Below are 14,144 nucleotides of genomic sequence, written 5' to 3' on the forward strand. Positions count from 1 at the left end.
TGATTATTGATCAAGCTTCAGCTTCTTCAGCTGTTCGGCGAGCGCGTTGTTGATCGGCTCATCCTTGTTTTGCTTTTTCAAGTAGGAGTGTACATCGCGCTTTGATGCTTTTGAATTTTTGTCTTTTGCCCTGCGCTTTTCGAAAACGGAGAGCTTTTCTCTGTGGCCGCAGACGCAGGCGAATGTCTGGCCTTCTCCGTGTCCGCGCAGTTCCATGCGCTTATGGCAGTTCGGGCAGCGGGCGTTCGTCTGTTTGGCGACTGTTTTGCGGTGGCCGCACTCCCTGTCCTGGCAGACGAGCATTGTGCCGCGTTTGCCGTTTACTTTCAGCATCAGTTTTCCGCAGTCAGGGCAATGCGTCCCTGTGATATTGTCGTGCTTAAACGTTTGATTGCTGCTTTTGATTTCTCTGATCGTCTGCTTTGCGTACTCCTTCATTTCTTTGATGAAGGCGGAGGATTTCAGTGTTCCTTTTGCAATGCCTGACAGCTTCTGCTCCCATTCGGCGGTGAGGGCCGGAGATTTTAAATCTGACGGAACAAGCTCAAGGAGCTGTTTTCCTTTTGAAGTAATGTAAATATCTTTTCCTTTTTTCTCGATCAGGAACGTGTTGAACAGCTTTTCGATAATGTCGGCGCGTGTTGCGACTGTCCCGAGTCCGCCCGTCTCTCCGAGAGTTTTCACAAGGTTTTTTTCTTCTCCCTGCATAAATGCGGCCGGATTCTCCATCGCAGACAGCAATGTTCCTTCATTAAACCGCGCCGGCGGTTTTGTTTCACCCTTCGTCTCTGTCAAAGACCGGACGGACAGCGTGTCGCCTTTTGCGAGTTTTGGCAGGGTTTGATCCTTTTCTTCCTCGTCATCATCTTCGTCTGCAAAATCGTACACCGCTTTCCAGCCTTGCGACTGAACGGTTTTCCCTTTTGCCGTAAAGGTTTCTCCGCCGATTTCGGCAAACACTTTAGTTTCTTCATATTCAAACGGCGGCATTAAAACGGCGAGGAAGCGCTTCGCGATCAAATCGTAAAGCTTTCTTTCCTTTTCGCTTAACGCGCCGAGCGCAAGCGGCTCTTCCGTCGGAATAATCGCGTGGTGATCGGATACTTTCGCATCGTTGACAAAGCTTTTATTGGCTTTAACGCCACGCTTTAAGATCCGGGCCACATGCTGAGCATAAGGCTTCACCTGCATGCCTTCCAAACGGTCTTTCAGCGTAGGGACGATGTCATTGGAAAGAAATCTTGAGTCCGTCCGCGGATAGGTGACAAGCTTGTGCTGCTCATAGAGCTTCTGCAAAACGGACAGCGTTTCTTTTGCGGAAAATCCGAAGCGTTTATGTGCGTCCCTCTGCAGCTCGGTCAGATCATACAGACCGGGGGCAAAGCTTTTTTTCGCCGTTTTTTTCAAGTCGGCGATGGCGGCCGGTTTGCCTTGCAACGCTCCTGCAAGCTGTGACGTCACAGACGCGTTGAAAGTGCGGTTCTGCTTCGTCTTTTTGTCCTGCCACGTCAGCGTCATACCGTCAACCGCTGCACGCAAGCCGAAATAAGGGACGGGTTTAAAGTTCTTGATATCTTCCTCTCTTTTCGCGATCATCGCCAATGTCGGCGTCTGTACGCGTCCGCAGGAAAGTTGGGCGTTGAATTTCGTTGTCAGCGCCCTTGTCGCGTTGATGCCGACGATCCAATCGGCTTCAGCTCGAGCCACGGCTGAATGGTAGAGGTTTTCAAAGTCTTTGCCGTTCTTTAAGTTTTTAAATCCGTCTTTGATCGCTTTGTCTGTGACCGACGAAATCCACAGGCGCTTCAATGGCTTCGTGACCTTTGCTTTATCGATGATCCAGCGGGCGACAAGCTCGCCTTCCCGGCCGGCATCTGTTGCAATGACGATGTCTTTGACATCTTTTCTGATCAGCTGCGATTTAACCGCCTGAAACTGCTTTCCGGTCTTTTTGATGACGACGAGCTTTAAAGGCTCGGGGATGATCGGCAGATCTTCAAGCCGCCAGAATTGGAATTCCTTTCCATATCCTTCAGGGTCCGCCAATGTGACCAGATGGCCGAGCGCCCATGTCACGATATAGCGGTCGCCTTCAAGATATCCGTTTCCTTTTTTATGACACTTCAGCACGCGGGCCAAGTCACGGCCGACTGAAGGTTTTTCTGCTAAAACGACTGTTTTAGACAAGTCCATCACATCACTTTCTTGTTCATGCATCCTTTTATTATAACAGATGATACAAATGCATCTCTAATGTTCACGACCCCTTTATTTCAATTTCAGAAAAAATGACGTGTGTCACGGTTTGCGCATATGGTGATGTTTCATTGATAAACGCTTCGATCTGCGCCAGGCTCTCTGCATTGATTTTCAGCATATAGCAGGCGGCTCCCGCGATCCGGTAGCAGAATTCAATGTTCGGGAGGCGTTCGATATACGCTTTAAACCTTTCGTATTCCCCGTTTTTCACCGTTGCTTCAATGATGCAGGATACGGGAAGACCGACCTTTTGGTAATCGATGTCAAGCGTATATTTTTTAATGACGCCAAACGATTCGAGCCGCCTGACTCTTTCGGTCACAGACGGCGCGGAAAGGCTGATCTTTCTGCCCAGCTCCCGCATCGATAAACGGCTGTCTTTCTTTAATTCGGCTATGATTTTAAAATCGAGGTCATCAATTTTCATATGTAACTTTATTCCCTTCATTCTATTTCATTACTTTAATATTATCATGAAAATTATTTCGTTCGGAATTCATTTTTCACTTCTGCTTATATATGATTAAGAAGAGGTGATCATCATATGACAAGAATCAATTTTTCAGACAGAGGAGAGACGCCGTTTCAGCGGCTGCTCGGACACTCTGAAAGCCTGATGTCAAACTGGACGGCTTTAGCTGAGGAGCTGTCAGGAGACGGCTTTTTATCAAAGGAACTGAAGGAGCAGGTGCGCCGTGTGCTGGCTCAGGGAAACGGATGCGAATATTGCAGGGCCAAGGGGAAACCCGAGATCCCGAATCAGCAGAAAACGAGCTTTGCGATGGGGTTTGCAGAGGTCTTTTTGGCGCAGAGGGAGCGCGTTTCAGACAGGCAGTTTGATGTTTTAAAAGAAGTGTTTTCAGAAGAAGAAATAACGGAATTGACCGCATTTATTTGTTTTACGACTGCCCAGCAATATTTCGGCGCTTTAATGAAGCTTCCAGCAGACGCATAAATTCAACGGAGAAAAAACCTGTCATATTTGTCCCCTTTTGGTTTATAGTATAAAGGTAGACTATCACTCCACAGGAGGTATACTATGCTGCAAACGCCGATTGGCCGCCTTCGGTTGATGGGTTTTATTGAAGGCATGTCGCTTTTAATCCTGCTGTTTATCGCCATGCCGCTTAAATATTGGGCGGATTATCCGATGGCCGTTACGATTGTCGGATCGCTTCACGGCGGATTGTTTATTTTGTATTTGTTTGTTCTGTTGTATGCGACTTTTGTGCTGAGGTGGTCTGTGAAATGGCCGGCTGCCGGTCTTGTGGCCGCATTTGTTCCGTTCGGCAATTTCCTTTATGACCGGGGACTAAAAAAATATGATCAGTAAAATCCGCCGGGTTTCCCGGCGGATTTTTTGATCACTCATTTAAAAAGCGTTTCAGCTCTTTCTTGTTTTGTTCAAGATCTAAATCGAGGACCGCCCCGTATTTTGGATCGTCTTTGTTCGTGAATGATCCGTTAATCGGGAGCCTGAAGCTTTTGGTTTCTTTTATGCTTCCGAGCAAAAAGTCTTTGCCGAGGGAGAATATGACGCCGTTCGGTATGTTTGTTTCAATATACGGATCGACGAGCCCCCAAAGCTTCGGAAGCTGGGCGATATTTCCGATGCTCACCGCTTCATTTTGAAGTTTTGAAAAGACTTCCTGCTGTCTTCTGACCCGTCCAAAATCGCTTTCTCTGTCATGCCTGAACCGGACATAGCCCAGCAGCCTATCACCGTGAAGAATTTGTTTTCCCGGCTGCAGTGTCATCCCGATTCCGTACGACATTTTTTTCGGAACGTCGACTTCGATGCCGTCAGGCGCCACCGCATCCACGATTTTGGCAAAACCTTTAAAATCGATGACAGCGTAATAGTTAATGTCCAAATCAAAGGATTCTTTTAATGTTTTTCTGACGAGTTCCGGGCCTCCATATGCATAAGCCGCGTTGACTTTTTGCTTGTCATATCCTGGGATGTCGACATAGCTGTCCCGCATAATCGAGATCAATTTAGGCTGTTTCTGCTTTTTATTATAATGGATCACCATCATCGAGTCAGACCTTGAATGGTCTTCCCCTCTTGAATCGATCCCTAGAACGAGGATGTTCACTTCATCAAGATCAGAGCCTTCCCCGTTAAATTCAAACTGACCGTCTTCTTTAAAATCTCCGTCAGATTCGGATAAGCCTTTTTTGTATTCAAAGTAGGTATAGCCCGCTGCTGCTATGATAACCAGCAACATTAATGTAAACAGGCGCTTTATGATTTTTCGTCTTTTTCTTTTCGGTTTTCTTACTCTTACTCTAACCCTCTCCACTTTTATCACCGCCACACATAAGACTATCACAGGATCAAACAGCGGGCAATTAACAAAAGAAAGATCAAGCCGTCTAATCCTGTCGAAAAAGATAATGTTTTGTTTTCATTTGTTTCATTTTGAAAGAAAAATGATCGAATTTTGATCTTTTCGTCAAAAATCGACTACATCCACTTCGTCATCCATGCGATATAGTAAGAAGCCGGGATAAACAGAACTTGGGCAAAAATCGTCCCGGCCACCCTCGATGTTGCCATCGTAATCGAAGCCCATTTCAAATAGGTATAGCTCCGCCTCCCTTTTGCTACGTCATCTGCAAGTACGGAAACCTTCGGATCGACAAACAGCGCCAGCAGCATTGTCGCAACCCCGTTGACAAGGCCGGAAGCCATCACCGCGGTCGTATGCCTTTCGGGCACGAGGACGCCCGCATAAAGAGCGGCAAGAACACCGATTGTATAAATCGCCGTGATGGCCATGTTCAAGACAAACAACCGCTTCGGTATATAGCGGAACCGAAAGTCTTTCACATATTCCAGGCTCGGTCTTCTCGCATAATGCTTGGCATGCTTGAAGATATTTTTTGAGAACGCCTTGCGAAACACTTGCAAAACGGAGCCGTTTTCCCCTGCCAAATGAACAATCGCTCTCGAAAATACGGCGACGAACGTCGGCAGAAGCAGCATTCCGAAAATGGTGCCGACGGTTGAACCAAAGATTAAAAACCGAAATTGGCTGCCGACGAGGGAAAGTGCGTCCGCACCCGCAACATCGACAAGCTTCCCCGTCACAGGCTGCTGAACCATGTTTGACATTCTCGAGACGATGACCATCACATTAAATAATGACAGCGCCGATGCGATAAATCCGACTCTCGCGCCTGACAGACGGGCGGCATATGCAAGCGTTTCGATGGAATGGATCAGCAACAGAAAACAAAAAATCAATAGTACCTTAGATGTTAAAAAGTCCATTTTCTTTCCTCCAGTCTATAGGTAAGACTGTTTTCAAAACGCAAACGTTTCGGCAAATCAAAAACCGCCCCGGCAAAAGCCGAAGCGGTCTCAATTATCATATTTATTCGAGCAAATAAATCTATCCGCTGCCAAAGGCGGTCATTTGAATTTCGTAAAAGATCAGCATCTATCGTTCCGAGTTGAAAGTAAACACCATGGAATTTCTGATACAAGACAACGAAAGCCCTACCTCTCATTCGTCCTTACGGCTCCGAAGCCGCGCCAGTGTGAATTGTGAAACAAAAAGTCTTTTTTCCCTCTATCCTGTTAGGGGCGGGTCAGAGGAAGAAATCAGTATCTTCTAAGAAAGAAAAAAGAAGTCTACTTTCCATTTATTTGCTCTTTTGCGTGTTCCTGTTTTTTATTATACTACAGTTCGTCCTTCATGACAAACTGACAGAGCACAGCGGGCTACAGATCAAGTGTGACCGGGGTGCTTTCGCCTTCATTCATCAGTCTGATTTCCGAAGGCTCAATCTCAAGCACGGTTAAGTTCGGATCGTCCTTTCCGTCAAACCATCGCTCAAGCCTTTCATCCCAGATTTTGTCCTTTAAATCCTGAGAATGGTTGAGCTTTGCCGTACCTGTGATTTCTAAGTATGCATCGCCTAATCCTTCACCGTTATAACCCAACAGCACATGGACGTTCGGGTTGTTATCAATTTCTTCCGCCTTGTGCGTCTCATCGCTTGTCGGTGTATAAAGCGTCAGCCCGTCGTGGAAAAAGGTCATGTAGCGGGAATGAGGCTTGCCGCTTTCGACCGTTGCAAGCGAACCGATTTTATGATGATCGAGAATGTCGAGCACCTTGTTCTTCAATTGCTGCTGATCCATTTTGAGTTCCCTCCTTTGTATCGTCTCCACTGTTACTTTTCCACAATGTCTTGTATATTAAACAATTGAATGGAGGTTTTTGACGTGAATATTTTCATATCGTTTGATGCGGAGGCTGATATGGGCTACATTGCTTTAACGGAAAACCGTTCCGGATCTGCCGCAGCAACCGATGATATCGGTAACACGGCTTTGGCTGCAGACTTTGACCGCCATCAGCGGATTATCGGTGTCGAATTTCCGGGGAAGGCGGCTCCGGAAATAGCGCGGCTTGGAACGCTGACCGGCAGAAAACACAAACTTGAACCGGCTTTCCTAAACGGCGCCCGCGTTCAGCGGTTTCGAGCGACGGCACAGGAAGCCGTCAAAACACTTTGTGTGAACGGTGTTCAATTTTATTTTGCCGATCATGACGGACAGCGCTTCATCGGCTTTGATGTGCTTGACCGGACGGAAAAAAGCGAATGAGAGCGGCTCCCATTCGCTAAATTCTCGGGTCTGTGAACACATCGTGATCATCGGTGCTTGTTGAAGAAAACTCCGTAACCACAGCACCCTCACTCCCCGCTTTGAACCAATGTTTCGTATCCGGCGGAATCGTGTACTGTTCGCCGGGTGTGAGCTGAATTTCGTGCCAAACGGTGAAATGCTCGATATCCTCGTGCGGCGGCAGAACGGCTGGGACTTCCGTTTTTTCTCCTTCTACATACAAATACACTTTTCCGTATCTGCACCTGAATGTCTCTTCCTTCCCTTCCTGCCCGTCTATGGGAGGATGCCGGTGTTCGGGGCATGTTTGTTCAGGGAATAATACAAGCTCTTTGGCGCAGTAGCGGTCTGTGTTAACATAGACGAACAGCTGGAGCCCCAGCTTATTCAGCTTATTTAATCCGTAGTCCATGATTTGGATGTTTTTTTTATCATCGTCGCTCAGCGCGATGCCCGCTTTTTCGTAGTATTCGATTACGTCTTCCTTTGTCACCTTCACACGAGCTTCCCCCTTTTATGTCGTGATAAAGTCTCCGCCGTTGACGTGGAGGGTCTGCCCTGTCATATACGAAGAATCGTCAGATGCTAAAAGCACATAGCAGCCCACATGGTCCACTGGCTGACCCGGACGGCCCATCGGGGTATCTGTACCGAACTTCGCCACTTCCTCCCCTGAAAATGTTGACGGGATCAGCGGCGTCCAAATCGGTCCGGGTGCAACGGCATTGACGCGGATGCCGTCTTTGACGAGCGCCTGTGACATCGATCTTGTAAACGCATTGATCGCACCTTTTGTTGCCGTGTAGTCAATCAGCTGCGGATTGCCCCGGTAAGGGTTGATCGATGTTGTATTGATGATCGCGCTGCCCGGCTCCAAATAATCGATCGCTTTTTTTGTAAAGTAGAAATAAGAGAAGAAATTTGTTTTAAATGTTCTCAAGCTGTTCACTGGAAATCTCTTTAATGCTGTCTTTAGGATGCTGTTCGGCCGCATTATTGACAAGAATATCAAGACGGCCCAGCTCTTTTACGGTTTGTTCAACCGCGTCATTGCAAAATGCTTCGTCTCTGACGTCTCCGGGAAGCAGCAGGCATTTGACGCCTTCTTTTTCAACCCGCGCTTTCGTCTCTTGAGCGTCCTCGTGTTCATTTAAATAGACGATCGAGATGTCCGCGCCTTCTTTAGCATAGGCAACGGCAACTGCCCTGCCGATTCCGCTGTCGCCTCCTGTGATCAGCGCGACCTTTCCTTTCAATTTATCCGTCCCTTTGTCATTGTCATTTTCATAGATCGGACGCGGGTTCATGACACTTTCGATGCCGGGTTGACGGTCTTGCGTCTGTGCCGGCTGTCCGTTTGTCTGCTGATTGCGCAAATCCATTTGTGATTCCTCCCTTTAGCTGATGTTACTAGACTTTTAACCGGAGAAATTTTTGTTTAAACATGACCGTGTGCGCGAAAAATGAAGAAAGCCCCGGGGTGACCGGGGCTTGGCTTTTACCACTCTTTATCCTGTATAAACCGGTGAAACAACACGTTCAGCCTGCCGTACAGCTGCTCGCGGTCTCCGTTCTGGTACGCTTTTATACTCTCATCACTTTCAATCATCGAAGAGCTGATCAAGCTCAAAATCTCGGAACCTTCCGGAGACAGATCGGCCGGCGCCAGCATGATGAGCATCCGCGTCATCTTCATGGCGCTTCCGTCCATCCCTTTGATCTCGAACGGTTTGGACAGATCATAAGCTTTAAAGAGGGGAATCGCGGCCGCTTCGCTTTTTAAATGGAACAGTGCGAAGGTGGTTCCGGGAATGCCGAGGCCCCCCTGTGCTTCTCTTGTCATCAGCCCGCCGGCCATCTGTCCTGCATCTGTAACCAGACCTTGATCTTCAAGGGTGCTGCAAAGGCGTTTGACCGTATGTTCCAAGCTTGATTCAGCTTCCAGCGTTTCAACTGTAAAATGGCTCAGTAAATGTTGAATGCCGGCTGCGTAATGGCCGATTTTCCGCGCAATCTGAAGCATATCAGGAAACGGCTCCGGTTTTTTGGGAGCCATCCGCTTTTTCCGAAGGATGAGCGGGATTTTCCGGGTGAGCTGGTGTTTGATCTGTTTCACATCTTCTGTGTCAAGGAGCGGACTGACGGTGACGCAGTCAATGTTTTCATATGGGATCGGCACGGTTGAAACGATGATGTCATAGGCACCGGTATTTTTCGATTTCAGCTCCATCAGCGAGGATATCTCAAAGGAAGCGATTTCAGGAAGCTCTTTTTTCAGCCGCGAGGCCAGCATCTTTGATGAACCGATTCCGCTCGAACAAATCACGAGCGCGCTGATGTCTACTTTTTGTTTGCTCATCTCAAGCGCCGATCCAAAGTGAAGGACGATAAAAGCAATTTCTTCATCTGGAAACCGAATTTCCGGAAAAAATGTTTCGACGCCTTCCTCTATGGCCATATATAAGAGAAAATAATCTTTTTTGACCTGTTCTGTTAACGGATTATGCACTGACATCTTTTCTTTGATCCGGATGATCGCCGGTTCAAGGTGGGCGATTAATCCTTCATAAAGCGAATGGTTGCCTGTTAAATTCGTGCCCGTTTTTTGCGAGATGAAATCGATCAGCTTTTTCGTCCTGAGCGCGGTATCCAGCTCGATATCTTCCGCTCTGTAGTCGATTTTGAAGCTTTTGTTGGCACTTCTTAAATGCATCGTAATATACCCCGCCTCAGCTTCGGGGATCTTCACGTGAAACGCATCTTCAAGCGCCTTTGCAAGCGCAATCGCCAGTTCAAACTCTTTCGTACGCTTCAGGTCCGTCAATTCTTCTTCATTCATATTGATCATTTCACCGAGCTGTATCCGCTCGATCGCAAACGTCAAGTGGACGACGAGAGCGATGTATGCACTGTCGGAAAGGGAAAGTTCATACTTTTCTTTCATCTGAAACAGCACTTTTTCCGCTTTCAGCAATTTCCCCCTGCTGACGACACCGAATATTTTCTCCGGCGCTTCGTTCTTGCCTTTAATGTTCATTTCAATCGTTTCCAGAAACTGCTGAACATCGAGCTTGTCGGCCATCAAGTTTCCGACGATTTTTCGCTTGGCATCCTCCGGCCCCCTCAGCTCTATGCCGTAGCCTCTTTTTCTGATCAGCGACAGGCCGAACGGAGCGATCCACTTCTCCAGCTCGTCAAGATCGTTGCTGATCGTTGCCGTCGTCACCTGCAAGTCATTGGCGATTGTATAAAGTTTGATCGGCTCTCCCGCTTCAAGCATCGCGCATAAAATCAAAAGCTTTCGTTCATCGGCACTGTATTCGACATGGCTGTCCCGGGACAGATCTTCAAGAAGCCGCTGTTTGTCTCTGTAGACACCGACCAGTTTCAAGCCTTTTCCCGGCTGCTTATCAAGCTGAAGACTGTACTTGTCCAGAACGGATTTAACCGCTTTGAGCTCGCGGTGGACCGTTCTTGTGCTGACTTCAATATAGTCGGCAATTTCATTGACCTTGACATAACGGTTTTGATGCAAAAGATATTTCATCAATTTTTGTTCCCTTGCTGTCATATACATAAAACGCCGCCTCCGATGTTGTCGTTTTTGCGGGAGTGAAAGGGGGGTCCGGCGGTTGAAACGGTATCCCTATCATAAAACGCTGTTAAGAAATCTTCAATTCGAACTAATTAAATTTTTATTAAAATCTTCTAGAAGTGAAGAAACATCAGCCCCAGCTGATGTTTCAAGGTTAGGTTGCATCTGCGCCGCCCTGTTCATACATTCTGTTTCGGCAGCCCCCGCCCGGCTGCCGAACTTTTCCCGATTCTATCTGAAACTATGCTTTCAAATGGCTGATCACCAGTTTGAATAAAGAATGATCCTCTTTTAGTCCGCACACGTCCCGAAGCACCCCTTCATAGCCTTTTTCAGCGATCATGCTTTGAAGCTGAACGGCTTCCGGATCATCGGCACAATCAAACTGCAACGCCAAGGCAATACCTTCTGCAAGGCGAACAGGTTCAAAGCCGAGGTCGCAAAGCTTCCTGGCCGGGCCGACAAGACGGTCATCCATGCCAAGCTTGCGAAGCGGCGACCTGGCCACACGGGTGACGTCGTCTGATAGGCATTCATTTTCAAAGCGCCCGATAATTTTTGCCATATATGCCCGGTGCTCTTCCTGTGTAAAATCGTATGTTTGAACAAGGTACCGGCCTGTTTCTTCAAGCGCGCCTGCCACCGTTTGGCGGACCTCAGGGTGATGAATGGCGTCTTTTATCGTCTTCAAACCTTTCTTATAGCCGGCATACGCCGCCATGGCATGTCCGGTATTGACCGTAAACAGCTTTCTTTCGATGAATGGCGCGAGATCCGGTACATATGTCACACCTTCAATATCCGGCACTTTTCCGGCGAATTCCGTTTGATCGACGGCCCATTCGAAAAAAGGCTCCACCGTTACTTTCAACAGATCATCATGATGCTGGATCGGCACGATTCTGTCGACTGCCGAGTTCGGAAAGCCGACTGAATCGCTGATTGCGGCGCGCTCTGTTTCAGTTAAGCGGGCAAAAATCTCCTCGCGTAGATGAGCGCTGCCTCCGATCATATTCTCGCAAGCTATAATATTTAAAGGCTGGGTATTTATTTTCATCCGACGCTTCAAACCTTCTGCAATCGGCTCTGCGATCAATTTAAGCACCGCAGGACCTACCGCTGTGGTGAGAAGGTCGGCTTTCGCTATCAAATCATACAATTCGTCAAGCTGGGTCGCACTGTTGATCGCCCGAACCGGGCCAATCGTTTCCTGCTCTCTTCCAGCGTCGGCCAATTCGACGATATAGCGGCCCTTGTCGTTCAGTTCCTTGATCACGGCATCGTTTACATCGGCGAACACGACATCATACCCCGATTTGCAGAGCAAGGCTCCGATAAATCCGCGGCCGATGTTCCCCGCACCGAAATGCAGTGCAATCATATTTGGTCACCTTCTTCAAAAACCGCCATTAACTCGTCTTCATTTTTCGCATTGATGATCCGTTCGACATTGTCCGCTTCTGAGCAAACGATCGCAATCTTTGACAAAATCTCCAAATGCTCATCATTTTTCCCGGCAATGCCAAAGATCACTTTAGCGATATTGCCATCGCCGTATTCAACACCTTCCGGAAGCTGGATCACGGATATTCCGGAATGAAGAACATCGTGCTTGCTGTCTTCCGTACCATGCGGAATGGCGATTGCGTTCCCCATGTAAGTGGAAGTGAGGCCTTCCCTCTCCAACATTTTCTCGATATAATCCGCGGTCACATAGCCGGCGTCAACCAGCGCCTTTCCAGCCAGCCTGATCGCTTCTTCCTGCGTTGCGGCAGATTGATTGAGATGAATGTTTTCTTTTGCAAGTACTGGTTTCATTGGGAAATCACTCTCTTTCATACATTTTGTGTGAGCCTGATTGACAGGCTCACGGGTTCTCACACTTTACTTTTTTAGCTGATTGATCAGTTCATCGTATTTTGGACTGTTAAGGAAATTTTCCACCGATATGTGTCTGGCGTTTGGAAGCTTCGCTTTTGCGCGTTCCGTTAAGTCTTTATGCGTGATGACGATGTCGGCATCTCCCGGCAGATTATTGATCGATGTATTGGATACGTCGATATCGAGTTCTGCTTTTTTGACTTTGTTTTTCAAAATGGATGCCCCCATCGCACTGGAGCCCATTCCGGCATCACACGCGAAAATAATCTTGCCGACATTTTCGTAAGTTGCCTCTGATTCTTCCGCTTCATCAGCCGAAGCCAACGCGGAAACGGCTTGGCTCTTCTTCCCTTTCATTTGCTGCATTTTTTCTGCTGCGGCTGTTAAATCTTCTTCGCCGGCTTTAGACGTTTTCAAAATCAAAGAAGCGACAATGAATGAAACGGCTGCCGCGACGAGAACACCAAGGATCACACCGATGTGGTTGCCTTTCGGCGTCATCGCCAGCACCGCAATAATGCTTCCCGGTGAAGGAACAGCCGCCAGCCCCGCATTAAAGATGGAGAATGTCAGCACACCGCTCGCTCCGCCCGCTATTGCAGCCAGGATTAACAGCGGTTTCATCAGAATGTAAGGGAAATAAATTTCGTGAATCCCGCCAAGGAAGTGAATCACTGCAGCGCCCGGTGCGGTCTGCTTTGATGTGCCTTTTCCGAACATCATGTAAGCTAAAAGAATCCCGAGACCCGGACCTGGGTTCGCCTCCAAAAGGAATAAAATCGATTTTCCTGTCTGGGCGGCCTGTTCAATACCAATCGGGCTCAAAATCCCGTGGTTAATCGCATTGTTAAGGAAAAGAACTTTCGCAGGCTCTACAAAAATACTTGCCAATGGAAGCAGATTCGCATTGACGATCACTTCCACGCCGGCCGCCAATGTTTTGTTCAAGCCGAGCACCACCGGACCGATCGCAAGAAAGCCGAGCACTGCCAAAATGAAACCGAGAATTCCGGCTGTAAAGTTGTTGATCAGCATTTCAAATCCCGAACGGACCTTATCTTTGAAAAGCCTGTCCGTCAATTTCATCAGGTAGCCGCCCAGCGGCCCCATGATCATCGCGCCGAGGAACATCGGAATGTCCGCGCCGACAATAACGCCCATCGCTGCAGTCGCACCGACGACGCCTCCGCGGTGGTCGTACACCATCTTACCGCCCGTGTATCCGATCAAGAGCGGCAGCAAAAATTTGATCATCGGATCAACCAATGAAGCAAGCGCCTCATTCGGCATCCATCCCGTCGGAATAAACAGGGCGGTAATGATCCCCCATGCGATAAATGCACCGATATTCGGCATGATCATTCCGCTCAAATAGCTTCCGAAACGTTGAATCTTTACTTTGAAATCTGAATTTTGTCTTTCTTCCAATTTCATAACCCTCCTTTGTTGTCCTTTAAAGCCTCTGATAAAAAAATGATGTCGAATAATGTCGGCTCCTTGTCTTTATATTAAAACGCTTACAGATGACTGCTCAATTGAAAGAAAACGGCACTTTGGCAGGAGCCGTGTGACAAAATTTAATAGTTTCATTTTTTAGTCTGGTTTCGGCTGCCGCGGCCGACTCGAGGAAAATAAAGGCGCGCTGAAGAATTGCGTAAAAAAAGACCATTCCTGATTGGAATGGTCTTTCCAGATTGTTGACAAAATCCCAAAACGGCTTTTGTTTTGGGGTTTTGTCATCCTTTCAGCGTGACCCGCAACCCT

Annotated in this window: 13 protein-coding genes and 1 pseudogene; 3 read left to right on the plus strand and 11 right to left on the minus strand. The window is 47.8% G+C overall.

All coding sequences use genetic code 11. The features are described 5' to 3' along the window. Positions 1–3: 3 nt before the first annotated feature. Together QMZ64_RS20525 and lrpC are read right to left on the minus strand one after the other, a co-directional pair. Positions 4–2,187, minus strand: a complete 2,184-nt coding sequence (locus tag QMZ64_RS20525; protein WP_265627857.1) for a DNA topoisomerase III — start codon at positions 2,185–2,187, stop codon at positions 4–6. Positions 2,188–2,257: 70 nt separating this feature from the next. Continuing rightward, positions 2,258–2,686: a transcriptional regulator LrpC gene (lrpC, locus tag QMZ64_RS20530; RefSeq protein WP_265624811.1), complete on the minus strand. Its 429-nt coding sequence runs from the start codon at positions 2,684–2,686 to the stop codon at positions 2,258–2,260. Between the two features lie 117 nt (positions 2,687–2,803). Here lrpC and QMZ64_RS20535 point away from each other — a divergent pair, with 117 nt between their 5' ends. Then, a complete protein-coding gene (locus QMZ64_RS20535) occupies positions 2,804–3,214 on the plus strand; it encodes a carboxymuconolactone decarboxylase family protein (protein ID WP_265624812.1) in 411 nt (136 codons plus the stop codon). An 84-nt stretch (positions 3,215–3,298) separates the two neighbouring features. Then, complete coding sequence (locus tag QMZ64_RS20540) at positions 3,299–3,592, plus strand: DUF3817 domain-containing protein (RefSeq protein WP_020450222.1); 294 nt, start codon at positions 3,299–3,301, stop codon at positions 3,590–3,592. Between the two features lie 31 nt (positions 3,593–3,623). Here QMZ64_RS20540 and QMZ64_RS20545 read toward each other — a convergent pair whose 3' ends face one another. From QMZ64_RS20545 to QMZ64_RS20555, 3 genes are all read right to left on the minus strand, one after another. Next, positions 3,624–4,565, minus strand: coding sequence for an LCP family protein (locus QMZ64_RS20545; protein ID WP_265624813.1), 942 nt, complete (start codon positions 4,563–4,565; stop codon positions 3,624–3,626). Positions 4,566–4,729: 164 nt separating this feature from the next. Next, complete coding sequence (locus QMZ64_RS20550; RefSeq protein WP_145653663.1) at positions 4,730–5,539, minus strand: lipid II flippase Amj; 810 nt, start codon at positions 5,537–5,539, stop codon at positions 4,730–4,732. A 453-nt stretch (positions 5,540–5,992) separates the two neighbouring features. Then, a complete protein-coding gene (locus tag QMZ64_RS20555; RefSeq protein WP_075753916.1) occupies positions 5,993–6,415 on the minus strand; it encodes a pyridoxamine 5'-phosphate oxidase family protein in 423 nt (140 codons plus the stop codon). 84 nt (positions 6,416–6,499) lie between these two features. Here QMZ64_RS20555 and QMZ64_RS20560 point away from each other — a divergent pair, with 84 nt between their 5' ends. Then, positions 6,500–6,883, plus strand: coding sequence for a DUF2283 domain-containing protein (locus tag QMZ64_RS20560; protein ID WP_265624814.1), 384 nt, complete (start codon positions 6,500–6,502; stop codon positions 6,881–6,883). A gap of 16 nt (positions 6,884–6,899) precedes the next feature. Here the strand turns inward: QMZ64_RS20560 and QMZ64_RS20565 are convergent, their stop codons facing one another. The 6 genes and pseudogenes from QMZ64_RS20565 to QMZ64_RS20590 all read right to left on the minus strand — a co-directional run bounded on the left by QMZ64_RS20565 (position 6,900) and on the right by QMZ64_RS20590 (position 13,808). Continuing rightward, on the minus strand, positions 6,900–7,403 hold the full coding sequence (locus QMZ64_RS20565; RefSeq protein WP_243944216.1) for a D-lyxose/D-mannose family sugar isomerase: 504 nt from the start codon (positions 7,401–7,403) through the stop codon (positions 6,900–6,902). A gap of 15 nt (positions 7,404–7,418) precedes the next feature. Further along, positions 7,419–8,286, minus strand: a pseudogene (locus tag QMZ64_RS20570) (SDR family oxidoreductase). Between the two features lie 116 nt (positions 8,287–8,402). Further along, positions 8,403–10,481: a BglG family transcription antiterminator gene (locus tag QMZ64_RS20575; protein ID WP_265624816.1), complete on the minus strand. Its 2,079-nt coding sequence runs from the start codon at positions 10,479–10,481 to the stop codon at positions 8,403–8,405. A 259-nt stretch (positions 10,482–10,740) separates the two neighbouring features. Beyond that, on the minus strand, positions 10,741–11,880 hold the full coding sequence (locus QMZ64_RS20580; RefSeq protein ID WP_265624817.1) for a mannitol-1-phosphate 5-dehydrogenase: 1,140 nt from the start codon (positions 11,878–11,880) through the stop codon (positions 10,741–10,743). Continuing rightward, positions 11,877–12,317: a PTS mannitol transporter subunit IIA gene (locus QMZ64_RS20585; protein WP_265624818.1), complete on the minus strand. Its 441-nt coding sequence runs from the start codon at positions 12,315–12,317 to the stop codon at positions 11,877–11,879. The genes QMZ64_RS20580 and QMZ64_RS20585 overlap by 4 nt, the downstream gene beginning before the upstream one ends. Before the next feature lie 66 nt (positions 12,318–12,383). Further along, positions 12,384–13,808, minus strand: coding sequence for a PTS mannitol transporter subunit IIBC (locus tag QMZ64_RS20590; RefSeq protein ID WP_409365372.1), 1,425 nt, complete (start codon positions 13,806–13,808; stop codon positions 12,384–12,386). Between the last annotated feature and the right edge of the window lie 336 nt (positions 13,809–14,144).

The organism is Bacillus sp. LB7, from assembly GCF_030449715.1.
Classification (GTDB): Bacteria; Bacillota; Bacilli; order Bacillales; family Bacillaceae; genus Bacillus; species Bacillus paralicheniformis.

Coding starts and splice junctions, on each gene's coding strand:
- lrpC (WP_265624811.1), bottom strand. CDS start 2,686: ATGAAAATTGATGACCTCGATTTTAAAATCATAGCCGAATTAAAGAAA.
- QMZ64_RS20535 (WP_265624812.1), top strand. CDS start 2,804: ATGACAAGAATCAATTTTTCAGACAGAGGAGAGACGCCGTTTCAGCGG.
- QMZ64_RS20540 (WP_020450222.1), top strand. CDS start 3,299: ATGCTGCAAACGCCGATTGGCCGCCTTCGGTTGATGGGTTTTATTGAA.
- QMZ64_RS20550 (WP_145653663.1), bottom strand. CDS start 5,539: ATGGACTTTTTAACATCTAAGGTACTATTGATTTTTTGTTTTCTGTTG.
- QMZ64_RS20555 (WP_075753916.1), bottom strand. CDS start 6,415: ATGGATCAGCAGCAATTGAAGAACAAGGTGCTCGACATTCTCGATCAT.
- QMZ64_RS20575 (WP_265624816.1), bottom strand. CDS start 10,481: ATGTATATGACAGCAAGGGAACAAAAATTGATGAAATATCTTTTGCAT.
- QMZ64_RS20580 (WP_265624817.1), bottom strand. CDS start 11,880: ATGATTGCACTGCATTTCGGTGCGGGGAACATCGGCCGCGGATTTATC.
- QMZ64_RS20585 (WP_265624818.1), bottom strand. CDS start 12,317: ATGAAACCAGTACTTGCAAAAGAAAACATTCATCTCAATCAATCTGCC.